This is a genomic window from Pantoea sp. X85 (assembly GCF_029623675.1).
Lineage (GTDB): Bacteria > Pseudomonadota > Gammaproteobacteria > Enterobacterales > Enterobacteriaceae > Pantoea > Pantoea leporis.
Genome location: NZ_CP121108.1, coordinates 451,219 through 477,040, shown reverse-complemented (window position 1 = coordinate 477,040; position 25,822 = coordinate 451,219). Strand labels below are relative to the sequence as shown.

General features: G+C 53.7%; 25 protein-coding genes. 12 read left to right on the top strand and 13 right to left on the bottom strand.

The window, feature by feature from the left end; genetic code table 11:
* Positions 1-288 precede the first annotated feature (288 nt).
* The 7 genes from nac (at position 289) to P6287_RS02080 (ending at position 5,202) form a co-directional block, all read left to right on the top strand.
* On the top strand, positions 289-1,212 hold the full coding sequence (gene nac / locus P6287_RS02110; protein ID WP_049851333.1) for a nitrogen assimilation transcriptional regulator NAC: 924 nt from the start codon (positions 289-291) through the stop codon (positions 1,210-1,212).
* Between the two features lie 109 nt (positions 1,213-1,321).
* Positions 1,322-1,747, top strand: coding sequence for an acetyl-CoA carboxylase biotin carboxyl carrier protein subunit (locus P6287_RS02105; protein WP_277974431.1), 426 nt, complete (start codon positions 1,322-1,324; stop codon positions 1,745-1,747).
* 112 nt (positions 1,748-1,859) lie between these two features.
* The gene (locus P6287_RS02100; protein WP_137385023.1) at positions 1,860-2,612 is read left to right on the top strand and encodes an SDR family oxidoreductase; all 753 of its coding nucleotides are present in this window, start codon (positions 1,860-1,862) and stop codon (positions 2,610-2,612) included.
* 22 nt (positions 2,613-2,634) lie between these two features.
* Positions 2,635-3,330: an amino acid ABC transporter permease gene (locus P6287_RS02095; RefSeq protein ID WP_061718311.1), complete on the top strand. Its 696-nt coding sequence runs from the start codon at positions 2,635-2,637 to the stop codon at positions 3,328-3,330.
* Between the two features lie 5 nt (positions 3,331-3,335).
* Entirely contained in the window at positions 3,336-4,091 is a 756-nt protein-coding gene (locus tag P6287_RS02090) for an amino acid ABC transporter permease (protein WP_137385021.1), read from the top strand.
* Positions 4,092-4,100: 9 nt separating this feature from the next.
* Complete coding sequence (locus tag P6287_RS02085; protein ID WP_277974430.1) at positions 4,101-4,838, top strand: amino acid ABC transporter ATP-binding protein; 738 nt, start codon at positions 4,101-4,103, stop codon at positions 4,836-4,838.
* A gap of 88 nt (positions 4,839-4,926) precedes the next feature.
* Positions 4,927-5,202, top strand: a complete 276-nt coding sequence (locus tag P6287_RS02080) for a hypothetical protein (RefSeq protein ID WP_277974429.1) — start codon at positions 4,927-4,929, stop codon at positions 5,200-5,202.
* Between the two features lie 40 nt (positions 5,203-5,242).
* Here the strand turns inward: P6287_RS02080 and P6287_RS02075 are convergent, their stop codons facing one another.
* From P6287_RS02075 to P6287_RS02045, 7 genes are all read right to left on the bottom strand, one after another.
* On the bottom strand, positions 5,243-6,253 hold the full coding sequence (locus P6287_RS02075; RefSeq protein WP_277974428.1) for a fimbrial protein: 1,011 nt from the start codon (positions 6,251-6,253) through the stop codon (positions 5,243-5,245).
* An 11-nt stretch (positions 6,254-6,264) separates the two neighbouring features.
* Positions 6,265-8,823, bottom strand: coding sequence for a fimbria/pilus outer membrane usher protein (locus tag P6287_RS02070; protein WP_277974427.1), 2,559 nt, complete (start codon positions 8,821-8,823; stop codon positions 6,265-6,267).
* Positions 8,824-8,834: 11 nt separating this feature from the next.
* A complete protein-coding gene (locus tag P6287_RS02065; RefSeq protein ID WP_101762318.1) occupies positions 8,835-9,521 on the bottom strand; it encodes a molecular chaperone in 687 nt (228 codons plus the stop codon).
* 53 nt (positions 9,522-9,574) lie between these two features.
* Positions 9,575-10,099: a fimbrial protein gene (locus tag P6287_RS02060; RefSeq protein ID WP_101762319.1), complete on the bottom strand. Its 525-nt coding sequence runs from the start codon at positions 10,097-10,099 to the stop codon at positions 9,575-9,577.
* Positions 10,100-10,791: 692 nt separating this feature from the next.
* On the bottom strand, positions 10,792-11,961 hold the full coding sequence (locus P6287_RS02055; RefSeq protein ID WP_192235918.1) for a Gfo/Idh/MocA family oxidoreductase: 1,170 nt from the start codon (positions 11,959-11,961) through the stop codon (positions 10,792-10,794).
* Between the two features lie 10 nt (positions 11,962-11,971).
* Positions 11,972-12,895, bottom strand: a complete 924-nt coding sequence (locus tag P6287_RS02050; protein ID WP_277974426.1) for a TIM barrel protein — start codon at positions 12,893-12,895, stop codon at positions 11,972-11,974.
* Between the two features lie 147 nt (positions 12,896-13,042).
* Complete coding sequence (locus P6287_RS02045) at positions 13,043-14,071, bottom strand: LacI family DNA-binding transcriptional regulator (RefSeq protein WP_277974425.1); 1,029 nt, start codon at positions 14,069-14,071, stop codon at positions 13,043-13,045.
* 317 nt (positions 14,072-14,388) lie between these two features.
* Here P6287_RS02045 and P6287_RS02040 point away from each other — a divergent pair, with 317 nt between their 5' ends.
* The 4 genes from P6287_RS02040 (at position 14,389) to P6287_RS02025 (ending at position 17,704) form a co-directional block, all read left to right on the top strand.
* Complete coding sequence (locus P6287_RS02040) at positions 14,389-15,270, top strand: sugar phosphate isomerase/epimerase (RefSeq protein ID WP_007888450.1); 882 nt, start codon at positions 14,389-14,391, stop codon at positions 15,268-15,270.
* 141 nt (positions 15,271-15,411) lie between these two features.
* Positions 15,412-16,431, top strand: coding sequence for a LacI family DNA-binding transcriptional regulator (locus P6287_RS02035; protein ID WP_101762326.1), 1,020 nt, complete (start codon positions 15,412-15,414; stop codon positions 16,429-16,431).
* A 101-nt stretch (positions 16,432-16,532) separates the two neighbouring features.
* Entirely contained in the window at positions 16,533-17,414 is an 882-nt protein-coding gene (gene yghU, locus P6287_RS02030; RefSeq protein ID WP_277974424.1) for a glutathione-dependent disulfide-bond oxidoreductase, read from the top strand.
* Positions 17,414-17,704: a DUF1330 domain-containing protein gene (locus tag P6287_RS02025; protein WP_192235922.1), complete on the top strand. Its 291-nt coding sequence runs from the start codon at positions 17,414-17,416 to the stop codon at positions 17,702-17,704. The genes yghU and P6287_RS02025 overlap by 1 nt, the downstream gene beginning before the upstream one ends.
* A gap of 45 nt (positions 17,705-17,749) precedes the next feature.
* Here the strand turns inward: P6287_RS02025 and P6287_RS02020 are convergent, their stop codons facing one another.
* Complete coding sequence (locus P6287_RS02020; protein WP_277974423.1) at positions 17,750-19,201, bottom strand: methyl-accepting chemotaxis protein; 1,452 nt, start codon at positions 19,199-19,201, stop codon at positions 17,750-17,752.
* Between the two features lie 233 nt (positions 19,202-19,434).
* Here P6287_RS02020 and P6287_RS02015 point away from each other — a divergent pair, with 233 nt between their 5' ends.
* The gene (locus P6287_RS02015) at positions 19,435-20,370 is read left to right on the top strand and encodes a glycosyltransferase (RefSeq protein WP_347343280.1); all 936 of its coding nucleotides are present in this window, start codon (positions 19,435-19,437) and stop codon (positions 20,368-20,370) included.
* Between the two features lie 44 nt (positions 20,371-20,414).
* On the opposite strand, the gene P6287_RS02010 is transcribed toward P6287_RS02015, so the two are convergent.
* The 5 genes from P6287_RS02010 to P6287_RS01990 all read right to left on the bottom strand — a co-directional run bounded on the left by P6287_RS02010 (position 20,415) and on the right by P6287_RS01990 (position 25,627).
* Entirely contained in the window at positions 20,415-21,662 is a 1,248-nt protein-coding gene (locus tag P6287_RS02010) for an O-antigen ligase family protein (RefSeq protein WP_192412605.1), read from the bottom strand.
* On the bottom strand, positions 21,663-22,631 hold the full coding sequence (locus tag P6287_RS02005; protein ID WP_277974421.1) for a glycosyltransferase: 969 nt from the start codon (positions 22,629-22,631) through the stop codon (positions 21,663-21,665). It abuts the gene before it with no gap.
* 197 nt (positions 22,632-22,828) lie between these two features.
* The gene (locus P6287_RS02000) at positions 22,829-23,743 is read right to left on the bottom strand and encodes a substrate-binding domain-containing protein (RefSeq protein WP_101762333.1); all 915 of its coding nucleotides are present in this window, start codon (positions 23,741-23,743) and stop codon (positions 22,829-22,831) included.
* Positions 23,744-23,828: 85 nt separating this feature from the next.
* Complete coding sequence (locus P6287_RS01995; RefSeq protein WP_277974420.1) at positions 23,829-24,608, bottom strand: TIM barrel protein; 780 nt, start codon at positions 24,606-24,608, stop codon at positions 23,829-23,831.
* Positions 24,608-25,627 carry a Gfo/Idh/MocA family oxidoreductase gene (locus P6287_RS01990; RefSeq protein ID WP_192412611.1) on the bottom strand — a complete coding sequence of 340 codons (1,020 nt, stop codon included), beginning with the start codon at positions 25,625-25,627 and terminating at the stop codon, positions 24,608-24,610. Before P6287_RS01990 ends, P6287_RS01995 begins: the two co-directional genes overlap by 1 nt.
* Positions 25,628-25,822: the final 195 nt, after the last annotated feature.

Here is a 25,822-nt window from a genome sequence, read left to right as displayed (position 1 = left end):
ACGCGCCAGCGCCTGACGCAATGTTAATAGAGTGTTACTTTGAGTGCCGGTTAGCAGCGCGCACCGCCGGTTTACTCACTCCCATCATCGCCAAATCTAATGAGTGAATCGCACCATACCAGTGCAAAGGTCGCTGTTTTACCCTCGCCGTCTCGGCAACTGTCCAACTCAGCACCTGCCGTAGGAGGCACTGTGGCTCTACCCTCCTGTCTGAGTTCATTCGCGAAAGCCTATTTTGGCATCAACTTTGCTTGATACCCGCTATGCGTTCTGTTGGAGGAAGCGTTCATGAATCTTCGTCGCCTGAAGTACTTTGTTAAAATTGTTGATGTGGGCAGCCTGACCCAGGCCGCCGATATTTTGCATATTGCCCAGCCCGCGCTGAGCCAGCAGCTGGCTACGCTGGAAGGGGAAGTGAATCAGCAACTGCTCATTCGTACCAAGCGCGGCGTGACGCCGACCGAAGCCGGGAAAACGCTCTATTCCCACGCACAGGCGATTTTACGCCAGTGCGAGCAGGCACAAAGCGCCATCGAGCTGGTCGGCGCGTCACTGAGCGGCAGCGTCTCGGTTGGCTTAGCGCCGGGCACCGCGGCACAAAACCTCGCATTACCGCTGATGATGGAAGTGCAGCAGCAACATCCCGGCATCGTGCTCTATTTCAATGAGAACTTCGGCACTACGCTGAGCGAACTGATCATGAATGGTCGCATGGATATGGCGGTAATTTACGATCACCGCACCATTCACGGTCTGCGCTTTATGCCGCTGATGAAAGAGGATCTCTACTTCGTCTGTCCGTTCAGCCTCGCGCAACCGGTGAAAGAGATCCCGCTGGCGCAGGTGGCGCAATACGATCTGTTCCTGCCGCGCGTCTACAACATCATGCGCAAAGTGCTCGACGATGCCTTCGTACACAACAATCTGCAGTACCGCGTGAAATGCGAGATCGAGTCACAAACCACGCTGAATGCCGCCCTGAGCGCCGGTCTCGGCACCACCATCATGCCGGAATCCGCCGCGCGCGCGATGCTGAAAAGCGGCGATGCGTGGATGGCGAAGATCGTCGATCCGGATGTGCAGGTGTCGCTGTCGTTCTGCATGTCGGATCACCTGCCGCTGTCACAGCCGGCCGAAGCGGTGAAATCGATCCTGCTGTCGCTGATGTCGCGCCGCAACGTTGAGAATCATCCTTTGACGTTGGTGGGATAAGTCCCGCTTATTGCCGCAAAGCGAAACCCTCTTACTGCCCGTATTGCGAACGCGCTAGATTACGATTTTGCCCGCTCAGGCGGGCGTGTTTCGCTTTGACGGGAATTCCATGGATAAAACCGCAATACCGCTGCCGACGCTGCGTGCGCTGGCGCGCAAGATGCAATCCTCCGGGCTGAACAGCCTGGCGCTCGATGGCAAGCAATGGTCAGTGCGGTTGACCTTCGCCGCTACGCCAGCCGCGCCAGCCACGCCCGCGCCTGTCACGTTTCCCGCCGCAGAAATCCCCCCCATCACGCAACGCATCGGCGCACCGATGCCCGGCACGCTGCTGCGCCGCCATCCGCATAGTCCGCAGGATTTTGTCGCGCCCGGCCAGCACATCGAGGCCGGTGCGGTGGTGGCGCTGGTGCAGGTTGGCCCGCTGTATGTGCCGGTGATCAGCCCGGATAGCGGCACGGTGCAGTCGTTCGCGGCAGAGCATTTGTCTGCGGTGGAGTATGGCGAGGACGTGTTGATGTTTCAGTCGCCATGAATGGCAGCCCTGCGGGGTTATAAGGGGCGCTTATTGCCTCAAAATTTTTATGTCTTATGCCCTTGCGGCATAACTGCATACAGTCAAAAGACGCCATAACGAGGAGAGGCAGATGCCATTTTCAGATTACAAAACCGCGCTGGTGACCGGCGCATCGGCGGGAATGGGCGAAGCGATTGTTGAGCGCTTGTGCCAGGAGGGCATCACCGTGCACGCGGTGGCGCGCCGGAAAGAGCAGCTGGCAGCGCTGGCCGATCGCACCGGCTGTATTCCGCACGCGGTGGATGTCAGTGACATAAAGGCGCTGACCGCGCTGTGCCAGGATCTCGAAATCGACATTCTGGTGAATAACGCTGGCCTGTCGCATCCGGGCTCGATCCTCGATGCCGATGAGAACGTAATTGAAACCCAGGTGGACGTCAATCTGCGCGCGGTGCTGCATCTGTGTCGTTTGCTGGTGCCGGGCATGGTGGCGCGCGATCGTGGCCACGTTTTCAATATCACCTCGATTGCTGCCATCTACAACTTCAACGGTAACTCGGTGTATCACGCCACCAAAGCCGGCGTGCATGCCCTTTCGCGCCAGCTACGCGTCGATTGCTACGGCGCGCGCGTGCGCATCACCGAAATCTGTCCGGGCCGCGTCGCCACCGATATCTTCGGCAACGTGTCAGGCGATCACGAAGAGGCGCGCCGCCGCTTCATTGATGGCTTTGAATTGCCGCAGGCCAAAGATATCGCCGACTGCGTTGCTTTCGCGCTCGCGGCACCGCTGGCGGTAAATATCGGCAACATCGAAATCACCCCGACATTACAGGTGCCGGGCGGTCTTTCCACCATGCGACCGGGCGACCACAGCGCGTAGCAGGCGATGATGAGGTAACAGAATGGCTCTCGATTTCAGCAGTGTGATAACCGGCCAATACGGCCAGATGATCGTTGACGGAACGGTGATCACCCTTGAACTGGCGTTGGGTGCCTGGCTGCTGGCGATGGTGCTGGCGCTGCTGCTGGTGGTGATTCGCCTGACTGAAAACCGCATCGCGGTTGGGCTTGTCAAAGCCTATGTCTCTTATCACCGCAATGTGCCGACGCTGATCCAGTTGATGATGTGGTACTTCGCCATTCCCACGCTGCTGCCGGAAGCGCTGCAGATGTGGATCAACAACTACAACGCCGAGTTCCTGTTCTCCCTCACCGCGCTGGGTCTGTGTCAGGCGGCGTACTTCTCCGAAGATATCCGCAGCGGCCTGCGCGCCATTCCCGACGGGCAGAACGAAGCTGCGCGCGCACTCGGCATGAGCTACGTGCGCGCCATGCACGGCGTGATTCTGCCGCAGGGCATTCGCAATGCGATGCCCGCGATGATCAACCACACGGTGCTGCTGTTTAAAAACACCAGCCTGGCGATGGTGATTGGTGTGGCGGATCTCACCTATGTAACGCGCGATATTGAGAACCAAACGTTCCGTACCTTCGAATCTTACATCGTGGCGACCGTGGGCTATCTGTTCTTCTCCCTGCTGCTGATGGGCCTTGGCGCACTGCTGGCCCGCCGCTTCCAGCGCGTCTATGCGAGGTAATGGCGATGTTTGAGATGTTCACCATTTTGCATGACAACGGCATGCTGCTGTTGATGGGGCAATACCCGAACGGTCCGATTGGCGGCGTGCTCTGTACGCTGCTGATCTCGGTGCTGGCGGTGCTGCTGGCGTTTCCGATTGGTGTGCTGCTGGGCCTGGCGCGCCTGTCGCCGTGGCGCTGGCTGAGCTGGCCCGCCACCGGCTGGGTTTATCTGCTGCGCGGCATCCCGCTGATGATGGTGGTGTTCTGGACCTACTTCTGTGTGCCGCTGCTGATCGGCCACAACATCAGCGGCTTCGCCACCATGCTGTGTACGCTGGTGATTTATGAGAGTGCCTATATCGCCGAGATCGTGCGCGGTGGCATTCAGGCGCTGCCGCACGGCCAATACGAAGCCTCACGCGCGCTCGGCATGAGCCACCTGAAAACTTTGCGTCTGGTGATCCTGCCTCAAGCGCTGTTCAACACCTTGCCCAGCCTGGTCAGCCAGCTGGTGTCGATCATCAAAGACAGTACGCTGGGTTACGTGATTAACGTGCCGGAGCTGACCTTTGCCGCCAATCAGGTTAGCAATCAGCTGCTGACCAAACCGTTTCAGGTGTTCGCCATTGTGGCGCTGAGCTATTACCTCATCTGCTTCAGCCTCACCTGGCTGGCCAATAAACTCGAAGCGCACATTGCGCAGAAACGTCGTCAAGCACCGCAGCCAACGCCCAGCGTGGCGCCCGCGGTGATGCTGACTAAAACCTCCTCGCAATAAGGAAACCGCATGGGACCGATGATCATGTTTAATCAGGTTAATAAATGGTACGGCGCGTATCAGGCGCTGACCAACCTGAGCGCCGAGATTAATCCCGGCGAAGTGGTGGTAGTGTGCGGCCCTTCCGGCTCGGGCAAATCGACGCTGATCCGCACCGTTAACCGTTTAGAACCGATCGATGACGGCCAGATTGTGTTTGATGGCACCGATATTCACGGCAGCAGCACGCGCCTCAATCAGCTGCGCACGCGCATCGGCTTTGTGTTTCAGAACTTCAACCTGTTCCCGCATGTGACGGTGGCCGAGAACATCATGATGTCGCCGATGAAAGTACTGGGCGTAAAGCGCAGCGAAGCGCGTCGTCAGGCGGGTGAATTGCTGGAGCGCGTGGGCTTAGCGCATAAAGCCGATGCTTATCCGGCGCAGCTTTCCGGCGGCCAGCAGCAGCGCGTGGCGATTGCCCGCGCGCTGGCGATGAAGCCGCCGGTGATGCTGTTCGATGAACCGACCTCGGCGCTCGATCCGGAGATGGTCGGCGAAGTATTGTCGGTGATGCGCGGTCTGGCGCAGGAAGGGATGACGATGATGTGCGTGACCCACGAAATGAACTTTGCCCGTGAGGTGGCGGATACCATCTGGTTTATGGACCAGGGACAGATTCTGGAGAAATCACAACCAGAACAGTTCTTCACCCAGCCGCAGCACCCGCGCGCGCAGCGCTTTCTAAGCGACCTGCGATCGCATTAAGGGGGATATTTTTTCACTATCGCCATTTTTAATTAAAGTTTGGTCCTAACTTGTCGTTCTTCTTTATGCCACCACCAGGAGAAGACCGATGAAAACAGCATTCGTATTATTTTCTGGTTTGCTATTTGCCCAAGCCGTTCTGGCTGAGGGCGGTACCGTTTCTTTTACCGGTGCGATAGTTGAGCCTGCCTGTACGACGATGACCAATAGCCAGCATGCCGCAGTGCAATGTAGCCAGAATGGTGTCGATAAGGTGCGTCAGATTAGATTCAATAAGCAACAGCAGGCGCTGCCGTTTCAACTCGGCGATGTCAGCGTGCAATCTTCGGGTCATATTAAAGCTGTTCAAATAACCTACCGGTGAGTCATCACTGACAATCTTCCCCCGCCAGGGGGAAGATTATTTATTGATAGGTCAGTGTGAAAGTCGCGGAACTGTTAGCAGTGCCGGGTGTAATGGTTGCGGTCGTTTGGTAATAACGCGCCTGAAGCGGAATGCTATAATTCCCCGCGCTGGCCGAGGTTCCGGCAACAATATTGGCGCCCAGTTGCACAGGCGCATTATTAAACAGCAGCTGCACGCCCACTCCACTTGCCGTATTGGCACCTGATGTCAGATTTAATACCCCATTGGTGGAGTTTTGGGCATTTCCATCAATTTTCACATTGATGCGGGTGCCGGCATTACAGTTAAGCGGAATGGTAAAATTACGCGTAAAGCTGGCATCGGGTGAACTGCCTGTCCCACTGAACGCACGCTTATCCACGTTGCCCATATTCACGGCGATGGCAGTATTACTGACTGAACACGCCAGCGTTGTGACACTAAAACCATTCATAAGAATAGTCGATTCCGGTGAATGCCAGAACGCCTGGTTGTTGTGCAAAATAAACGATCCTGCCTGCTGCGCGGTGACCATCCCCGATCCGGTTGGTCCGGTTTTATAGAACTGTAGCAACGCTTGCTCGCGCAGAGGTTGTCCCGCCATTAAGCCATTGACCGAACACAGCAACCTATTGTTCGCATTACCATCTCCCGTACTGGTTCCATCAACCCAGCCACTAAAGTTATTGCAGTTGTTCACTGAGATGCCACCGATAGCAAAGCCAATCCCTGCAATATTGGTGCTGTAAATCCGTCTGCCTCCAATGGTCGTGACATAGTTACCGGTGCCTTTTACGCCCACACTTTGGTAAGTCAACGCCGGCGCCGTGTTAGTACAGTTAAACGTGTTCACCGCACCCGAGGTGATCTGGCTGCCAATCAACGATCCCACCGGTAAATCGCGTTGAATCACTATCGCAGGAGGAGAAATTGTCGTCGCGGCTGTGGTGGTGGTACAGGTATAAGCCTGCGCAAAGTTAACGTACAACCCAATAAAAAATATGCTCGGTAATAAAAGAAATAAACGCATAAATGCTTCCTTTAGCGGCATTGTGCCGTCACAGAATTGACACCAAACTGAGCCTTTCCTAACGTAAACGGAGCCTGACATTCGCCGCCCTTCCAGTTCACCTTAACCACGCCCGCTGCGGGCACGCCGCTGAGGTAAACATGTTGTTTGTCATCAACGATGCCATGCGAAAGGGTTTCGCCGTTGGCAACGCTGGCACGTGCGCCGAACGGCACTTGACGCCCACGCAAGGTAACGACCATTTTTGCCCCCGATACCGTGGGATAATTGGCTAATGCTACGGCCCCCTGCGTAGGCACCACTGTTTGGCTGTCACTCAGCAGATCGACGTTATCGCCGAGCGAATTGGCATCAAGCGAAAGCGAGGTGCGGCGATAAGGTGTTACGTTAGGTACGACGGCATAACCTCTGCCATCAGTCAGCACGCCGGTTTGGTTGAGCACGCGAACCGCTTCCGCGTCTTCAGCACGCACTAAGGCCATGGTGTCACCCAACGGCTGGCTCAGAGTCACACCATAGGGATGCACCACAATGCCGCCCGTTGCGCCGTAATTCAGTTGTCGGGTATTCCGCGAGTAGTTATAGCCAGCCTGGTATTCGCCAAAGCGTGCTTTATAGTTGACTGACGCATTGCCATTGGCGCCAACCCCTTGATTGGTGTAACCCTGTTGCACGCTATAGCTCAGGTTATTGTCTGCCAGTGCAGTGCCTGACAACCCCACCGCGCCAGTGGTTTTATCGCGATTGTCGGTGCTGCCCGAGAAGTTCAGCCAGCTTTTGGGTAAAAATCGGTCAAAGGGAATCTGCACCGCCAGCGAAAAAATTTGATCGTGTTTGGTGTAGAACGGCGTCTGTGAATAGCTGTAGTTAAAGGAGTAATTGATGGCGTTGAAGCTGGTGTTATAGCCCAGCGTCAAACTGCGCTCCTTTTCTGTCACGCCCCAATATTGTTGCTGGTAAGCGGAGAGAAAAAGACTGCCATAATCACCCAACGATTGATTAACGTTGAGTTGGGATTTACTGCGTCTGTTATGGCTATAACGCCAGTTTCGCCATTCGCGTCGGGCTTGTTCAACTTCATTGCGGTTGTTGGGATTACCCCGGAAACCCGGCGGCAGTGTATTCGCGTAATAGCCATTGGCTTCATTAAAATCGTAATAACCAGAGGTGGAATAACGGTAGCCTGCCAGAGTAAAAGTGGTGCCGCTCATTGCGACATCTTTTGCATATTGAAAACGAAATGAGCCACCGCGATGAGTTTCTTCCATTAAACGGGCATTGGCGAATGTCCCGTCCAGCGAAATCGAACCCAATAACCCCAGACCTTTCCCCACACCAACCGATGCTGACGTGTAATCACCCGACAGAATTGATCCACCATAAACGGTTGAGCTATAAGGCAAACCATAGATACCTGTGCCTTGTATAAAGCCCGGCTTTTTTGCCGATCCCCCGGTTGAACGATATTGTCCGGCCGTGAAAGCATATTTGAAACGCCCTTCACGCTGCATGATAGGCACCGCAGAAAATGGCTGAACAAACTGTCGGACGCTGCCATTCGCTTCTTTTATTACCACCTCAAGATCGCCACTGGCAGAGGTAGGATAAAGATCGTTTATGGCGAAAGGTCCGGGTGGCACATAGGCTTGCCAAATGATGTTACCGTCCTGACGAATGGTAACTTGCGCATTGCTCTGCGCAATGCCTCGTACAACGGGTGCGAATCCTCGTAAGCTCTCGGGCTGCATATTGTCGTCTGAGTAGAGCTGAGCTCCGCGAAAGGGGAAGCTATCGAATACCTCTGATGGCGTATAGCTCTCTCCCAATACCAGCTGGCTTTTCCAGGGTTTGATGTCACGCTGAACGTAGGTATTAATACTGTTCCACTTATCATTACCCTGACTATGGCTATAGGTGGTGTAGTTGCGCGCGCGCCAGGCCCCGAGATTGATACCGCTACGCAAATTGAGATACGCGTTGTTATCACTTCCCTGACGATAATCACTCCAGTTATTGGCACCTGAATAGCCATAATTCATAAATAGCGCGTTGACACCATCGTCCCACTCATCTGGGCCAACATACCCTTGTGCGTTATGTCGTACATATTCTTGTGGAATGGAGACGTTTAAGCGTTGCTGGCTTAAATCAAAGCGGGTTTGCGCCTGCGGGATGATGGCAGCGATATTCGTCACTTCCTGCGCAGGTGAGATTTTCACGAAAGCGGGTGTGGCATTCTCTTTCACGCCCCACCGCATAAAATCGGCTTTCATTAATAGGGGCTGCAGACCCTTCGCACCGGGTTCAAAGCGTATACTTTTTGATCCAACAAAATTGTCGTTCAGGTAAACGTCGGCGTTGTAAACGCCCGCCGCCTGGCCTCCACTGTGGCTAAAAGTGGAAAGATCCAGATTTGCACGCTGGCCGCTGTGTCGTTCCACCGTGTCAGGATCAAAATAATCCTCTGCAACCACATCATTAATGGATATTGCAGCCAGTATTAACATGTTAAGTAAGGTGCGCTGAAAAGCAGGCCTCAGCGTTAAAGGTATATTTTGTCTCATCGACATGGCCCTCTCCTTTAATCGGTGCCCACTTTTAATGTTTGTTCTGCTGTAATGCCGCCGAAATCATTAATCGCTCGCCAGCTCACCGGATTGCCAACATGCACTTTTTGGCCCAGAACGATTTCCTGTGAAGGCAACACCATCGGCGGTTTGGTCATAGTTGAACCGTTTACGGTCAGGTCGTAGAGCGAAACGCTGTAAGGCGTGGGATTAAACACGGCGAGTTTGCCCTCACGCTGGCGAAATTTGAGCCTGGTAAAAGCCAATGCGGGATCGCCGCTTAACTCTGCGGGCCGGTAAAATAACTTCATCTTGTTTTTAATGGTGATAACGAGATCGTTAGTGGCCTGACGATTGACCGTGGGGATAATCTTGATATTCAACCAGTGCACGGATTCCTGATCGTCTGGCAACGTGTGACCACTGTAGATAACGCGCACCGAATTCTGGCTATGAGGCTCAAGGCGGAAGAGCGGGGGCGTGGTGATGAAAGTGTCATCAGCGGTATCACTCTCTTCCTGACTGCTAACCCAGGATTGAATCAAATAGGGACGATCGTCTGGATTAGTCACACTTATCGCGGCCAGCTTGTTTTTACCGTCATAAACCAGACGTGTGCCGCCAATCTGCACACCAGACTGAGCCATAGGCGACAGGCACAAAAGTGCCATGGCCAATGGCCAAAGACTTTTTTTAAACATCCATCTCTCTCCGTGACGAAAGAAAGAGCCGCATGACGCGGCTCTGAAACTACTTAGTTGTAAGCAATGGTGAAGGTCGCCGTGGAGTTTGCTGTACCCGCAGTAACTGGCGTGGCCGTAGCGTAATATTTCGCTATATAGGTCAGTACATTAGGGCCGGCTGCCGTGATTGGACGATCAGCCGATTTGCTGGCGATAGGGATGAGAGTGGAACTGTCTTGCTCATACAGCGCGACACCCACATTGGTGGCAGTTTGCCCTGAGTTCAGAGCGAGGATTTGGTTATTTCCCGCAGAGGTTGCGCCATCGAAACGTACGCTGGCCGAGGTTACCGCAGCAGGACAACTTGTCAGATTAATGTTGAAGCGAGTCGGTGCCGCGGTGACACCGGCTCCGGTGAAGGTTTTGCTCGAAACGGTGCCCAGATTCACGGTTTGGTTGGCAGAGCCAGTATCTACCGTGCAAGCGTTATCGGTAATTGTACCCGTAAAATTAATCGTGCCATCAGCAGCAGTTGTCGTGCCAATAAATCCAAGAGAAGCCGTAATTGCAACCAATACTGCGAACTTGCTTTTCATGATTAAACCTCAAAAATCGTCATCAAAAATGTCTCTGCTAAAGCAATGAATTTTCATTTCCATAGCAGAAAAAAACATTAATCGAAGTAATGTTGGAGCCCTTCGACCGCTTTAAGTAAATGACAACTTTCGACCTATTGAAAGTTTTTTTGATTATTCGTGCTCAATTTGAAATATAACCCTAAAAAAATTAGCGCGAGGGTAAATTTACAGATCTTTGATCTTTTTTAAGATCTTTTTTTAGAATAAAAAACTTAACATTTGTATTTTAACGATCTAAAGATCTAAAAAAACACCTAAGACAGTATTTTGTTCGATCAAGACAAAACTCAGTATCCTCAAGATATGTCTGCAATTGCCGCCGGAAAGGCTAAAAAACGCGAGATGATGTTTACACCATCAAAACAAAGACGGTTATTATTTATACGCTTCTTATAACGCCGGCTTAACTATTACAGAAATAAAACTGTTATATTACGTTGCGTTAATTGCACGTTTAGTGATTATTTAATCTGGGGAGAATGAATTTGCGCTCTTGATAAAGAGCGCGTAGAGGGGTGAAAAATCATTCAAAAAATCGAGTTAACTTTTATTTAAATTGGCAGTGAATTCTGCAATTTCGAGGGTCTAAAAGCGACCGTGGAAGATTGAGTCATTAACGCCCTCTTGCTCCGCACATGAGCAAGGCCCATTCAACACGCTATCCATATGGCTCCCGCATCCGCAGACTTCACGCACTGCTCCACCCAACGCACGCCCATCAAACCGGCATGCGCGCCCGGATACCAGAAGTCTTTCAGGAATGCCTGATCGCCACGATCGGTGGCATCCATTGCCAGGGCAAAACGGCGATAGAGATTGGACCAGGCTTCAAACAATCCTTCCGGATGTCCGCCGCCAATACGGTCGTCAGCCAGCGCACTCGGATGCAGATACCCCATGCCGCGCTCGAGAATCTGCACCGGCTCGCCCTGCACTTCATAGCGCAGCTGATTCGGCTGCTCATCCCACCACTCCAGGCTGGCTTTCTCGCCGATCACCCGCACCTTCTGACCGTGCATCGAACCGCAGTTCACCGCCGATGCCCACATGGTGCCGACTGCGCCGTTGTCGTACTCCATCATCACGAAGGCGTTATCCTCCAGCGGCGCGCGGGTTTTGACAAAGCTCTGGCGGCTGCACAGCAGGCGTTTGATCTGCAGATGCGGCACCATGGTTTCGGCGATAAACAGCGGATGCGTCGCCAAATCGCCCAGCACATAGCTCGGCCCGACGAAGCGCGGATCGACGCGCCACTTGGTGCTTTCGTTCTGCAATTCTACCGCTTCGTTATGGAAGCCGTGCGCGAACTGCATGTTGATGATGCGGATCTCACCCAGCAAACCTGCGGCAATCATCTCGCGTGCCTGATGAATCAGCTGATGTCCGGCGTAACCATAGGTCACACCGATGATTTTCTTCTTCTCAGCACACAGCTGTTCCAGCTCATCGGCCTCGGCAGCGGTGAAGCACAGCGGCTTCTCACACACCACATGGAGACCCGCATTCAGTGCGGCGCGGCAGATGGCGAAGTGCGTGTTATTGGGTGTGGCAATCGACACCGCTTCGATGCCGTCGGCGCGCGCCGCTTCTGCCGCAAACAGGGTTTCGTAATCTGCGTAGCAGCGATCGGCTTCGATACCTAGCGAAGTGCCAAAGGCGCGGCCGCGCTCGGCGTTGATATCGAATGCGCCTGCCAGCAACGTGAAGTTGTTATCACGCGTGGCCGCCGAACGGTGAATGTAACCAATCTGGCTGGTGCCGCCACCGCCAACCATGCCCCAGCGCAGCGAGCGATCGAGAGCTTTAATGCCGTTGATCATGTTGTTCTCCTCAGAATCCGACCGATTGCAAATAGTGCAGGCTGGCGGTGACGTCACGCAGGCTGGTGTCGGCATCACGCGGATCGCGCTCCTGCTCGACGGTGATCCAGCCCTGATAATTGCGCTCCGCCAGGAAGGCGCGCACCGCCGGATAATCAATTGCCCCTTTGCCAATCGGGCACATCACGCCTTCTGCGCAGGCGGCAAAGAAATCGACGCCGCGCGCAATCACGTCGCGCCATACCGCATCGTTAACGTCTTTGAAGTGCAGATAATCGATGCGATCCCAGTAGCGGCTGAGGTAAGGAATTGGATCCATGCCGGAGTAATACAGATGGCCGGTGTCGAGGCACAAACCAGCGACTTCATGCGGAATGTCTTCCACCAGCTGTTGCAGCTCGTCGGCGAACTCAATGCAGCCACCGGCATGCGGATGGATCACCGCACGCACGCCGTATTCGTTCCAGGCAATCTGGCTCAGCGTGGTGATGTGCTGCATCATGCGCTGCCACGCTTCAGCTGACAGGCGCGGCGCCTTGGCGGATTGACCAGCGTATTTGGCGCGTTCTGGATTACCGAAGTCGATAATCACCAGATAAGGTGCGGGCTTGTTGTCCGCATGGGTTTTGGTCGCGGTCGGTACCAGAGACAGGTTGCGACAGATGTTGTGCGTCAGCTCAACCATAGCCGGGAAATTGGCTTCACTCACCAAATCATCAAAAATGGTGCCCGCCACCAGCGACAAATCGTGCGCTTCCAGCTGCTGACACAGTTCGGCAGGCTCAACCGGCAGATAGCTCCATAGGCCCAGCTCAATGCTTTTATAACCGGCCTGCGACGCTTCACTCAGGACTTTCTGCCACGGCGGCAGGAAGGGATTTTTCGGGTCATCAACGCCCCAGCTACAGGGCGCGTTAGCAATATGGATAGTCATGATCGTTCCTTGCGATAGTGGATAGCGCAAGTATCAAATAAATATTTCATCATCAACAACCATGAAACATTCATTTTTTGATAGCGATCATAGTATTTCGCATCAGTAAAATGATAGAAAATATATCAAATACAGCAACGACGCGGCCTACAGGTTTTCACGCGTGACGATATCAAACGGCAGGATGATCTGGGAGAAATGATCGCCCGGCTGCGCATGATGCTGCTGCACCATCTGCGCCAGGCGCATGGCCATTTCGTCGATGCGGTTGCGGATCATCACCGTAATGGTGCCATCAATCAGCGCCAGCTCGCCCTCTTTCACCGGACCATGACATATCAACGCCACCTTACGCTGCGGCTGCTGGCGCAACGCATGAATCACGCCCTCAATGCCGCCGCAAGGCGCGAAGATCAGTGCCAAATCGGCATGTTCTTCCAGTAACTGACGCGTGGAACGGTAGCCGCCATCAATCGATTCATTGGTTTTCAGCGGCTCCAGCACGCGTCGCGCGCTGTCCTGCTCACGCAGATAGGAGCGGAAACTGATCTCATTGCTCTCCTGACAGATAAAGCGATGGTCGCCCACCAGCACGCCGACCGAACCCGGCTGATGCAACAGATGCGTGGCAATCCACGCGGCGGTGCGTCCGGCTTTCTGGTTATCCAGACCAACGTAACCGGCGTGACCGCACGGCGAAAAGTTGGAAAACAGCGCATAAACCCGCACGCCCTGACGCGATATGTTTTCTATCGCATGGCGAATCAGCGGGTGGTCCAGCGCAACTAAGCCAATCGCATCCACCTGCTCGGCCAGCGCATACAGCGAGGTCACCACCGCTTCCACATCATCAATGTCGTGCCAGGTAAAAAGCGGTTCGCTGCCTGCCGGATGAAACGGCTGCGTATGCTGGCGTAGCGCATCAGTGAGGGAATGATAGAACGAGTAGGATTTTGACAGCAGGATAAAGCCCATGCGCAGCGTCACGCTGGCGGCTGGCGCGGTGCCGCTCAGCAGCGGCACATTGCCGATGCGATAACCGAGGCGATTAGCGGCTTCCAGCACCTTCTGCTCCGTTGCGGCGCGCACCGGTGCACGACGATTTAACACGCGATCAACGGTCGCCACGCCAACACCGGCGGCGGTGGCAATCGCGGTCATGGTGATTTTACTCATGCGCTACTTCCTGAATGATATGATAATAAATTATCAAAAATAATGCCCTAACCTGCGGTAAATCACCAATCATCCCGCACAGGAATCATCAGTAATTGGCTTCAAGTGATAGGGAATCTCTCATTATTTTGATCGCTCTCGCAAAAATGAAATAGCTCATTTCATCTCAATACCATTCAGAATAAATGTTTGATATTCATGTGCGTATTCAAAGCGGTCTGGCTGATGGTTTCACATCAGAATACGTGATGAAGCGCGTAAAAAGATCAGTATGGTCATCATCAAAGTCCGCACCGCTTAACGCTCAGGAGAAAACAATGAAAATCGCTTTTGATGTGGATGTAATCAGGGATCTCGGCATCACGCGCATGGTGCATCAGGTGGCGGAATGGGGCTACAAGTACATCGAGCAGTCGCCGCACCCGCAGATCAACCCGTTTTATAAACATCCGAAAGCCAGCCGTGAAATCATGCGCGAATACAAAAACGCGCTGAATGCCACCGGGCTGGAGATCTCCTCGTTCATCACCGTATATCGCTGGTCTGGCCCGGATGAACTGCGTCGTCAGGCGGCGGTGAAGAACTGGAAACGCATGATCGAGATTGCCGTCGAAATGGGCGTGCAGGTGATCAACACCGAGCTGTCGGGCAATCCCAACGAGCCGGAAATTTGTGAAGAGATGTTCTATCGTTCGATGGAAGAGCTGCTGCCGATCATCGAACGTGAAGGCATCCGCGTCGAGATTCAGGCGCATCCGTGGGATTTCTGTGAGCAGAGCAACGAAACTGCAGACATTGTGAAGTCATTCCGCAGCGAAAACGTGAAGTACATCTACAGCGCACCGCACACCTTCTATTACGACAAAGGTGTGGGCGATGTGAAGAACATGCTGCATTACGCCGGCGATGATCTTTCACATATGCTGATCGCCGATACCATGAACCACACCAAGCACTGCCGTTATATCGTCAACCCGCCAGGCGTGGATGCCACCATCCACCAGCACGTGGCGGTCGGTGAAGGCGAAGTGAATTTCGATGCGCTGTTTGAAGCACTGCGCGAGATGAATTTTGCCAACCGCACCTTTAAGGTTGGCGGCGAATCAATTATCTCGGCGGCACTGTTCGGTTATCCGGAGAAGATGAAGTATCAGGCGGTGGAAACCCGCGAACTGATTGAGCGTGAGCTGTTGGGATAGTTGAGTGCGCGCTGATGCCCTCACCCTAACCCTCTCCCACCGGGAGAGGGAACGGGATGGTACGGCTTGCTCGATCGATCCCTTCTCCCGCTGGCGGGAGAAGGTTAGGATGAGGGCCCGCTCTATTGGAATGCACGCAACATGAAAGCAGTGACGCTGGCCGAGCTGGCAAAACAACTGGGCGTCGGTGTCGCCACGGTTGACCGGGTACTCAACGATCGCGGTGGCGTATCGCCCGCCATGAGCAAAAAAATCCTGCAGGCAGCGCGTGACGCCGGTTTAAAACGCATTCTGCCCGAGGAGCATCGCCATCCGTGGCAGATCGAAGTGCTGCTCAGCGGCAACGCCTCCTTCTTCTTTCAGCAATTAGCGCAAGACTTTGCCAAACTCGCCGACCAGCTCGGTTATCGCCGCCTGCGTCTGCATCGCACGCTGATCCCGGAAAATGCACCGGAAAAACTCGCCGCACACATCACCGCCAGCAGTAAAAAGATGGATGCGCTGATCGTCTTCGCCCATCAAAACCCGCTAATCTACGATGCGCTCGCCGCCTGTAAAGCGCGCGGCGTGCCGGTGATCACGCTGGTCGCCGATCTGCCCGATGCCGCGCGGCTGTGCCACGTCGGTATCGATCAATACAAAGCCGGGCGCACCGCCGGTTTGATGCTCGGTAGTATGCTGTCGCAGCCGGGTGAAGTGGTGTTGATGAGCGGACGCGCGGATTACGCAGCCCACCGCCTGCGCATTGAGGGCTTTCAGGCGGTGCTGGCCGAACGCTTTCCGCAGCTGCGCCTGCGCGAGATTCTTGCCGGTCAGGATGAGCGCGAACGCATCAGCCGCCTGTTAGAAAAAACGCTGGCCGCCTCGCCGCCGATTGTCGGGCTGTATAACACCGGCATTGGCAACACACAGGTGCACGAAGCGCTGGCGCGTCATCGTCTCGACGGTAAAGTGCTGTACGTCACGCACGAGTTGTACAGCACCACACGCCGACTGTTGCAGGATCGCGTGCTGAACCTCACCCTCGATCAAAACACCCTGCGCCATGCTCAGCTCGCCTTAACGCTGATGCTGCGGCATCTGGAAGAGGGCGACATTCCCGACACCTATCAGCCTGGTAGAGTGGACTTTATGCTGTTTACGCAAGAGAACTTTACATAATCGGACTTTGCGTCCCACCGCCAGCGCGGTTAAATCGCCTGTATCACACGCTGCTACACTCAGTAGCAGCAAAAATACAATCACAACAAGGCGAAACCACTATGTCGGAACATCAGTATCAGCCCGCGAAAGTCTGGACCTGGGACCCGGAAGCCAAAGGTAACGGCGCGAAAACCAACCGTCCAACCGCCGGGCCGACGCATGACAAAACCTTGCCGATCGGCAAACATCCGCTGCAGCTATACTCGCTCGGCACGCCAAACGGCCAGAAAATTACTATCCTGCTGGAAGAGTTACTGGCGGTGGGTGCCAATGACGCCGAGTACGATGCCTGGCTGATCCGTATCGGCGATGGCGATCAGTTCTCCAGCGGTTTTGTCGATGTAAACCCGAACTCGAAAATCCCGGCGCTGAGCGACCATTCCGTCACGCCACCGCAGCGCGTATTTGAATCCGGCAATATCCTGCTCTATCTGGCCGAGAAGTTCGGTCACTTCCTGCCGACCTCGCTGGCAGGCCGCACCGAAACCCTGAACTGGCTGTTCTGGCTGCAAGGTTCTGCGCCGTACCTCGGCGGCGGCTTTGGCCACTTCTATCACTACGCGCCAGAAAAAATCGAATATGCCATCAACCGCTTCACGCTGGAAGCTAAACGTCAGCTGGACGTGCTGGATCGTCAGCTGGCCGACCATCGCTTCCTCGCCGGTGACGAATACACCATCGCCGATATCGCCACCTGGCCGTGGTACGGCAATCTGGTGCTGAACAACCAATATGGCGGCAGCGAATTCCTTGATGTGCAGTCGTACAAAAATGTGGTGCGCTGGGCAAAAGAGATTGCCGAGCGTCCGGCGGTGATTCGCGGGCGTAAAGTGAATCGCGCCTTTGGTGCCGAGCCGCAGGATCAGCTGCTGGAGCGCCATGATGCCGCCGATTTCGATAACAACACTGAAGACAAACGCCAGGCGCGAGGAGAGAAATAATGGCTGCATATGTGGTGTTTATTAAGGACGAAACCTTAGACCAGGACGAGCTGACGACGTATGCCGAGAAAGCCGGACAGGCGCGCGGCGACCATCCCATCACCCCGCTGGCGTTTTATGGCGCCCTGGAAACGCTGGAAGGCCCGGAAGCGGAAGGCGTGGTGGTGCTCGAATTCCCGGATGCTGAGGCGGCGAAAGGCTGGTATTTCAGCCCGGCGTATCAGGAAGCCAAAGCGCATCGCCTGAAAGGCGCGAAATACCGCGTGCTGCTGGTTAATGGCGTAGAGTAACTAACGCAAGGTCGCCATTCATGGCGACCTTTGCAAAGGTCACGCTTACCCCAACTTAAATAACGAAATCGCCTGCTTCAGCGCATTGGCCTGCTGCTGTTGCTGCTGCGCCACTTGCAGTGTTTCGGCCACGTGCTGCACGTTATGATGCACGCTGTGATCAATGCTATTGATGCTCTGCTGAATCTGCTCAATGCTCAAATTCTGCTGCTCACTCATCGCCGACAGTTCCGTCACCAGCTGCGATAACCCGCTAATACTGCTGTGAATCTCGCGCATGGTTTGCGCCGCATGCTCCACCTGCACGGTGCCGTGTTGGGTGCTGGTGGAACTGGCATCCATCAGTTGACGGATTTCGCGTGCCGCACTTTCGCTGCGCATCGCCAGATTACGCACTTCGCTGGCGACCACGGCAAAACCGCGTCCCTGATTACCGGCACGCGCCGCTTCCACCGAGGCGTTCAGTGACAGAATGTTGGTCTGAAACGCAATGCCGTCGATCAGCTCCAGGATGATCTTCACCCTTCTTGACTCTTCGCTGATTTTCTCCATCGAGCGAATCGCCGACTGAATATTCTCTTCACCACGCGTCGCCACCGCGCGGGTTTCACTCGCCAGCTCGCACGCACTTTGCGCTTTGTCCCGGGTTAAGCTGGCAGCGATACTGATTTCGCTCATGGCGCTGGCCGCCACTTCCAGCGCTTGCGCCTGCTCGTCGGTACGCGTCGAGAGCGCGGCGTTGCGCTCCAGAATGCTGTCGGATTCCGCCAGCAGTTGACCGACGCCGTCGCTGACCTGATGCAAAGTGCCGTGTAGGGTCCCAAGCGTAGTACTGAAGGTGCGCGCGAACGGCGTTTCACTCTGCTGAGTATCGGCACGCAGCGTGAGATAACCGGCTTGCTGATTAATGTGTGCCGCCAGTTGCGCCACTTCGCTGGCCGAGCTCGCATCCGCTGCCATCTGGCGTGCAATCACCAGCAGCATCGCGGTTTGCACCACGACAAACAGCGCGTGGAAAAACACCATGTCCCAGCCGGGATGATGAAACACCACCACGCCAAACAGATCATTTTCCTGCAGATAATTGAATAACACATGATGCGTGGCTGCCGCCGCAGCGCCCATTACTAACGGGCGCACATCTCGCCACGCCAGCAGCGCCGACATCAACACAAACACCGAGAAGTGGTATTCGGTTGCGCCACCGCCAACCTGAATAAGCAGCCCAGCCCAGCCGATTAACAGCGCGGATAAGACCAGCCGCGACGTAAGCGTACCGCGCAGCGCGGTGCCGAAAAACGTCGCCAGCAGCGCCAATACCAAACCCGCAATTAGCGCCACCAGCACGCTGTCATTTAGCCAGCCAACGCCAAGTACAATCGGCAACAGCGCCCAACTGAGGAACACCGCCAGGCTATCCGCGCGCTGTGCGATACGTTTGAGCGAAACCATTTCCACCGGCGAAGCCGCCGGGCCTGACAAGGGCGTTGCGATCATGACATTTTTCCACACCAGAAGTTGATCGTAGAGCCCCAAAATCGTGGGGCAAAGCGCACGGACTCAGTGGTAAAAAACATCGGCAAGGCGGGAGGAAAGTTTAGTTGTGCTGATTAACGACGCGCAGAGCTGTGAGTATGATTACCTAAACCATGCAACACAATTTCATTCCCTTCAGCGTAGAAAGCGATAGACTTGTTAGCAATGAATGCTCTCAGAACATTAACGGATAGATGCTAACTATGGATTCACCTTGCACTCTCAGCGTCCTGGTCACGGCTCACAATTGCGAAAAATACATTGTTGAGACGTTAAACAGCCTCAAAAAGGCCTGCTCTGGCGTTGAGGATGCGGTCGAGGTTGTGGTGGTGAATGACGCATCCACAGATAACACCAGCGCGTTGCTGCACAGCTTTGCCGCTTCATTCAGCCAGGTGAAAATTTTTGACGTGATGTTCCGTAACATCGGCAAAGTGAGAAATTTTGGCGTCAGCAAATGCAGCGGCCACTTTGTCACGATGCTGGATGGTGACGATCAGCTTTTGCCGAACTCTTTTGCTGACATAGTGCAGTTTTTGCAGGCGCAACAACCCGATATTCTGCTGGCGCCGCTGAATGAAATTTATGAAAAGAAGACCAAACTACAACAGTGGAAAGGTTTGCAGGTTAACGCCTTGTCGCAACATCAGGTGATTGAAAAATTCCTCATCCATCGTGATATTCAGGCGCATTTTATCGGTCAGTTTATTAAACGCTCGCTGTTGGAAGATAACCATTTCCCTGACTTCAGTTGCTACGAAGATGCGTATTTATTCCCCTCGATTCTGAAAGCCAGTCAGACGATATTTTTAGCGAAGCAGAGCCCGTATCTCTATTTCAAACGAGAAAAAAGTCTCTCCAGCGCGCTGGATGCCGATAAAATATCGATGCTGATCAAAGCCACGCAACAGATGGATAATGTGCTCGGTGAAAGCTACCGCAACCTGCTCGCTTGTCACTGGATCAATCTGGCGCATAAGTTTTATCCGCTGATTAACGATGAACATGAGAAACAGGTGGTGAAGCAGGCGATTGAAAACGTCTCTTTCGTTTCATTTTTGCTGGACAGTAAAGTCAGATTTAGTTTGAAGAAAAAATATCTGAGAATGAAATTGCGGAGAATGAGCTGAAGCGTTGAGAAAATCGGTCGCCTTCAATGGCGACCTGACAAATATTAGATATGCGTTCGGGGCTTATGCTGCATCAGCGCATAGCTCATAATAATCGATGCCATCAGAATAAACACTGAACTGCTTTGAATCCATACGGTATCGGTCAAACCGAATATAAAAATGGAAACAGGAAGCAGCGCGACATCCCATGCCCGACGACGCATTGCCGCCACAATTAAACCCACATAAAAAAGAATCAGGGTGACAGCACCCGCGATACCTTGCAGCGAAAGCGTTTCTAAAAAATCATCGTGCAAGTGATACATCACATTTTTATAAGCCTCAGGATTAGCGCGTTCATAGGTTTTAATATAAACGCGCGCTTTATCCGTTCTGTCATCCGGACTTTGCCCCAGCAGCGACCAGGAAACGCTGTGATAGCCACTTTTCCAGATCGAGAAGCGCGCACCAATTGAGGTATCATTATTTTTCTGATAGCTGTCTATTTCGTTCTGGATGTTGTCCAACCGATGCATAATGGAGCTGGGCATGAAGAACAGCCCACCCGCAATGCACAGCACTAAAATTACCAGCGAATATTTTCCTGCCCAGCGATGAACCAGATAAAAACAGAGCAAGTATAAAACGGGCAGCACCAACACCGCCGCACGTGACTCAGTGAGGAACATCAGCAGCATATTCACCACAAAGATAGCGGTGAACAGCAGAATTTGATTAAGGCGGCGAACTATCACCTTATTCACAATAAACAGGGCAGTTAATGCTAACGCCGTCATCAGGTATGAAACGGTACCGGCTGAATCTGTGAGTAATTTGATGCGTTGCTGCGTCTGAGCATGTTCGTACCAGCCGGCGCCCAGCGTCAGCAGCAAGCCAAAAATTAACAAGCACACGCTAATGCGCAGGACTTTCGCTGACAAACAGTGACGCCACGCAATGAAAAAATAGCTGATAAAAGCGGAGATAATGAAAAGTTTACCGCCCTGAAAATAGTTATCCACTACATCGCTAAAATAGGCATCGGCATAAATACGCGACCATATTACCCTGACTATGCCCAATAATAGAATGGGAATAGCGACGATGAAAGCACTCTTATCGATAATGAATTTTCTTTTTATTCCCTGGGCCAGCAGAAAAAATAGCGTTAAATAACCCACCAGATAAAATGTTTTCTTAGGATATGCGGGGATAACTAACGAGGTCGCAAATGCCAGGGTTAACAGCAGAAAGCACAGCTGATAAATATTGCTTTCGGTTAACAGCGGCTTTAAACGTAAAGTCTGCACTCAAAAATACCTCATTTTAAAATACTTAATGCGCCAATAGAGTGCCGGCATCCAATGATGACTACGGAACAAAAATTTGTACATTCTCTTCGCTTGTTGCGCGTTTTTCGGTGTTTCAAAAGAGACGTCGGCTAATGGCGAAATCTGATAAAGATCGCGATAGTAATGGCCAACGTGCTGTTGATTCCACCGCTGCCAGGGTTTATCGGCACCCGCATAATGCAATAAGCAGGTATTTTTCGGCACATCCTGCGTATAGCCGCTATCATCGTGTGAGAGCATATTGATGGTATTAAAGCGCGTTTCCGTGAATATCACACGGTCCTCAAGCAACGTATTCAACGCATCCTGATCAAGATACTGGAATTGTTTTCCCTTTTCGCTAAGCAAACTAAAAGCGCGTTCACTGATCTGCTCTCGATTCCACTTTTGCACATCAATCAGCATCATGCCGGCATTAAAATAGCGCTTTCCACGCAAACCCACCTTTTCAGCCAACTGCGGTTGCAATGCCTCAATCTCGCCAACCACCAAGGCAATAACGTCAGCTGGCATGGCAATCTGCCATAATTCATCCAGAGGATTCAGACACACTATATCGGCATCGAGATAAAGCAATTTAGTGGCATGCGGCAAGATAAGCGGAGCGAGAAAACGATAATAGGTCGCGCGAGTGAATAACTCTGTGGTAGGGAACGCGCCAAACAAACTATCCTGAATAGGATGCAGCGTTAACCCATGTGGCGATCCTGCGAATATTTTTTCCAGACGCGCAGTATCAACTGCAGATATTTCCGAAGAGATAAGATGAAAGTGATAACGAACATCATTGGCATGCTTGATTATCGACATGATGGTAATCAGCGAGTGGCCAATGAATTTACCATCAACACCAAAAAAAATATGCCGGTCGCTGTGCGCGGGAAAAAGGTGCTGAGAATTTATGGTGTTGAGAATCTCTTTATCCATCCTGCACTTCTCTCCGGTCGAAAGCATGCGTTCTGTTAATGCATCATGCCTGAGCAATCATTAACCAGAGACAATTCTGGTTGCAGCCGGAGTTTATCAGTCAGAGTTAGGCAAATAAAGCGAAGTGGAGGAGGAATAAATCGGGTTTCCAGCGTAAAACTCTCCTGCGAGCAGGAGAGTTTTGGTAAATAAAAATGTTATTTCGCCGCGAACTGCGCATAGTTCTCAGGCGTGATGGTTTGATACGGAATCCAGTTGAACTCCTGCACTTTCTGCTTCTCCAGCAGCGCTTTAGTCACCTGCACCGCGCCGGTCGCCTGCCCTTTCGCGTCCTGGAAAATGGTCAGCGTCATTTTGCCGTTCTTCACGAACTGCTGACCATCCGGCGTGCCGTCGATACCGGCGACCAAAATCTTCTCATTTTTCGCCTGGTTGAGCGCCATGATGGCACCAATCGCCATTTCATCATTATTCGCCGCGATAGCGTCAATCGGGCGCTGATTCAGCAGCCAGCTCGATACCACATCCACCGCTTCGTTGCGCTGCCATTTGGCGCTCTGCTTTTCAATCACCTTCATATCCTTGTATTTGGCAATCACGGCTTCCACCGCGCGGGTGCGTTCACGCGCTTCCTCATTCGACAGCGCGCCCATCAAAATCGCCACGTTACCTTTGTAATTCATCTTCTTCGCCAGCGCTTCCATCTGCATTTCGCCGCCCAACGCCGAGTCTGAACCAACATACGCCATGTCGGTTGGCAGTTTCACTTCTGGCTTACGATTGACGAAGATCAGCGGAATGCCGGCATTTTTCGCCGCGGTAATCATTGGCAATACGCCTTGAGTGTCCACCGGATTGAGGATGATGGCATCGACACCCTGATTAACAAAATCATCCACCTGCTGCACTTGCAGCGCGACATCGCCTTTGGCATCAACAAACTGGCTATTGAGCTGGTTAGCTTTCAGCTCTGCCTGCATCTGGGTGCGCAGAATCGAGACGAAGTTGAGATCGAAGTTAGCCAGCGCGACGCCGACGGTGAAGGTTTTAGCGCTCACGCTCAGGCTGAGCAGCAGCGCGCAGAGGCACAGCATCACATTTCTGATGTTCATGGGTTAGTCCTGTAGGGTTGAGATATTATTATTCATTTCATGAAGTTAACGCCGGGTAACAGGCGAATACCCGGCGGTGGAACCGTTAAAGCGTGAAGTGATCGCGGAACTGCTGCAGCGCGGCGCCACTTTCGCCGCTGGCCCAGCCTTCCAGCGCCACGGTGCCCTGATAGCCAACATCGTGTAACGCACGGGCGATGGCGCGATAGTTAATCTCGCCGGTGCCCGGCTGCTGACGCCCCGGCACATCGGCCACCTGAATCTCACCTATCGCCGAACCACAGCGACGAATCAGTTCGATCAAATTGCCTTCGCCAATCTGCGCGTGATACAGGTCGAGGTTCATCTTCAGCGCCGGGCTGTTAACCGCTTCCACCAGCGCCAGCGTGTCGGCCGCCAGCGCGAACGGTGTACCGGGATGATCAACCGGCAAGTTAAGGTTCTCCAGCGTGAAGACGCGTCCGGCGCGCTCGCTCAGCTGCGCCACTTTGCGCAGCGTGTCGGCCGCTTTCAGCCACATCGCGCCGGTCACCACGTCAACCGGTTTGACCGGCAACCCTTTGTCATCCAGTCCGGTACCGTGCAGGTTCAACGCCGGACAGTTGAGCCGCTCGGCCACCGCCAGCGACGCTTCAGCACTTTGCAGCAGTTGCTGAATCTCATCATCATCGGTCAGGTTGCCGCTGAGGTAGCCGGTCATCGAGGTGAAACGCGCGCCGGTCGCCGCCAGCGCATCGATATCTTTGTTGGCCCAGCCCCAGATTTCGACGCCAAAGCCCAGTGCATGAATGCGTTTCACGCGCTCGACAAAAGGCAGATCGAGAAACACCATTTCGGCACACACCGACAGCTGATAACCGGCCATTAGCGACCTCCCAATTTGATCGGCTGCTGCTGCTGCACCGAGTCGATACAGGCCAGCGCGATTACCAGCGCGTTGCGTGCATCTTCACCGGTAGCGCGCGGCGTTTCGCCACTGCGAATGCAGCGGGCAAACTCGGCCATCTCCGCCACATAGGCTTCGCGCAGCAGGTCTGAATCCATGCGTGAGGTTTCAATCGCGATGCCATCCTGGTGATAGCGCACACAGTTGTTAACGTTGATATGGCCCGCCTGCAGCATGCCTTTGCTGCCGAACACTTCGCCGCGCACATCGTAGCCGTATACCGCCTGGAAGTTGGCTTCAGCGGTGGCGATCGCGCCGTTATCAAAGCGGATGGTAACCACCGATGTGTCGAGCAAGCCTTTGTCTTTGAAATCCGGACGCACCAGCGCATCGGCCAGCGCATAGACTTCCACCGGCTTCGCGCCAGGGTTAAAGTGCAGCAGCGTGTCGAAATCGTGGATCAGGGTTTCAAGGAAGATCGTCCACTGCGGGATGCGCGAAGGATCGTGCAGGCCCGGATCGCGCGTCAGCGATCGGCTCAGCTGCGTGGTGCCATTTTCACCCGCTTTCACCGCCGCGATCGCTGCAGCAAAGCCGGAATCAAAGCGGCGGTTAAAACCGACCTGCAACACCACGCCGGCCGCTTTCGCGGCAGCAATCGCGCGATCCGCCTCTTCCAGCGTTACCGCCATCGGCTTCTCACAGAACACATGTTTGCCCGCCTCAGCGGCAGCGATCACCCATTCGGCGTGCGTGCGCGCTGGCGCGGCAATCGCCACCGCCTCAATTTCGGGATCCTGCAGCAGCGCATGCAGATCGCTATAGGCTTTAGCGACGCCGAGCTTATTGGTCAGCGCGTCGGCCGCGCCCGGTTGCGGATCGGCCACCGCTGCGAGGATCGCACCCGGCACGCGCCAGGCCAGATTTTCCGCGTGGAAGCTGCCCATGCGTCCGGCGCCAATCAGGCCGACGTGTACTGGCTTAAGATGAAATGTCATGACCTATTCCTTATTGTTTTGGATATGCTCATTCGAGCGCAGGGATGTGCAATCGGTAGTGCAAAGGCGATGCCAACTGCAATCCGCCGCTTTATGTGAGGCATAACACAGATATAGCTCACAATCTGGCAACAAAATTTACATGTCATCTTCACATGTCAATAAAATGGACATTCCATATTGTTCAGGAGTGTC

What these genes read in the sequence shown, in the direction of transcription:
- P6287_RS02060 (WP_101762319.1), bottom strand. Translation starts at nt 10,099, where the DNA reads ATGAAAAGCAAGTTCGCAGTATTGGTTGCAATTACGGCTTCTCTTGGA.
- P6287_RS02020 (WP_277974423.1), bottom strand. Translation starts at nt 19,201, where the DNA reads ATGATCGCAACGCCCTTGTCAGGCCCGGCGGCTTCGCCGGTGGAAATG.
- P6287_RS02080 (WP_277974429.1), top strand. Translation starts at nt 4,927, where the DNA reads ATGAAAACAGCATTCGTATTATTTTCTGGTTTGCTATTTGCCCAAGCC.
- P6287_RS01990 (WP_192412611.1), bottom strand. Translation starts at nt 25,627, where the DNA reads ATGACATTTCATCTTAAGCCAGTACACGTCGGCCTGATTGGCGCCGGA.
- P6287_RS02055 (WP_192235918.1), bottom strand. Translation starts at nt 11,961, where the DNA reads ATGATCAACGGCATTAAAGCTCTCGATCGCTCGCTGCGCTGGGGCATG.
- P6287_RS02045 (WP_277974425.1), bottom strand. Translation starts at nt 14,071, where the DNA reads ATGAGTAAAATCACCATGACCGCGATTGCCACCGCCGCCGGTGTTGGC.
- P6287_RS02025 (WP_192235922.1), top strand. Translation starts at nt 17,414, where the DNA reads ATGGCTGCATATGTGGTGTTTATTAAGGACGAAACCTTAGACCAGGAC.
- P6287_RS02085 (WP_277974430.1), top strand. Translation starts at nt 4,101, where the DNA reads ATGGGACCGATGATCATGTTTAATCAGGTTAATAAATGGTACGGCGCG.
- P6287_RS02105 (WP_277974431.1), top strand. Translation starts at nt 1,322, where the DNA reads ATGGATAAAACCGCAATACCGCTGCCGACGCTGCGTGCGCTGGCGCGC.
- P6287_RS02050 (WP_277974426.1), bottom strand. Translation starts at nt 12,895, where the DNA reads ATGACTATCCATATTGCTAACGCGCCCTGTAGCTGGGGCGTTGATGAC.
- P6287_RS02065 (WP_101762318.1), bottom strand. Translation starts at nt 9,521, where the DNA reads ATGTTTAAAAAAAGTCTTTGGCCATTGGCCATGGCACTTTTGTGCCTG.
- P6287_RS02070 (WP_277974427.1), bottom strand. Translation starts at nt 8,823, where the DNA reads ATGTCGATGAGACAAAATATACCTTTAACGCTGAGGCCTGCTTTTCAG.
- P6287_RS02090 (WP_137385021.1), top strand. Translation starts at nt 3,336, where the DNA reads ATGTTTGAGATGTTCACCATTTTGCATGACAACGGCATGCTGCTGTTG.
- yghU (WP_277974424.1), top strand. Translation starts at nt 16,533, where the DNA reads ATGTCGGAACATCAGTATCAGCCCGCGAAAGTCTGGACCTGGGACCCG.
- P6287_RS02095 (WP_061718311.1), top strand. Translation starts at nt 2,635, where the DNA reads ATGGCTCTCGATTTCAGCAGTGTGATAACCGGCCAATACGGCCAGATG.
- P6287_RS02040 (WP_007888450.1), top strand. Translation starts at nt 14,389, where the DNA reads ATGAAAATCGCTTTTGATGTGGATGTAATCAGGGATCTCGGCATCACG.
- P6287_RS02000 (WP_101762333.1), bottom strand. Translation starts at nt 23,743, where the DNA reads ATGAACATCAGAAATGTGATGCTGTGCCTCTGCGCGCTGCTGCTCAGC.
- P6287_RS02005 (WP_277974421.1), bottom strand. Translation starts at nt 22,631, where the DNA reads ATGGATAAAGAGATTCTCAACACCATAAATTCTCAGCACCTTTTTCCC.
- nac (WP_049851333.1), top strand. Translation starts at nt 289, where the DNA reads ATGAATCTTCGTCGCCTGAAGTACTTTGTTAAAATTGTTGATGTGGGC.
- P6287_RS02075 (WP_277974428.1), bottom strand. Translation starts at nt 6,253, where the DNA reads ATGCGTTTATTTCTTTTATTACCGAGCATATTTTTTATTGGGTTGTAC.
- P6287_RS02035 (WP_101762326.1), top strand. Translation starts at nt 15,412, where the DNA reads ATGAAAGCAGTGACGCTGGCCGAGCTGGCAAAACAACTGGGCGTCGGT.
- P6287_RS02015 (WP_347343280.1), top strand. Translation starts at nt 19,435, where the DNA reads ATGCTAACTATGGATTCACCTTGCACTCTCAGCGTCCTGGTCACGGCT.
- P6287_RS01995 (WP_277974420.1), bottom strand. Translation starts at nt 24,608, where the DNA reads ATGGCCGGTTATCAGCTGTCGGTGTGTGCCGAAATGGTGTTTCTCGAT.
- P6287_RS02100 (WP_137385023.1), top strand. Translation starts at nt 1,860, where the DNA reads ATGCCATTTTCAGATTACAAAACCGCGCTGGTGACCGGCGCATCGGCG.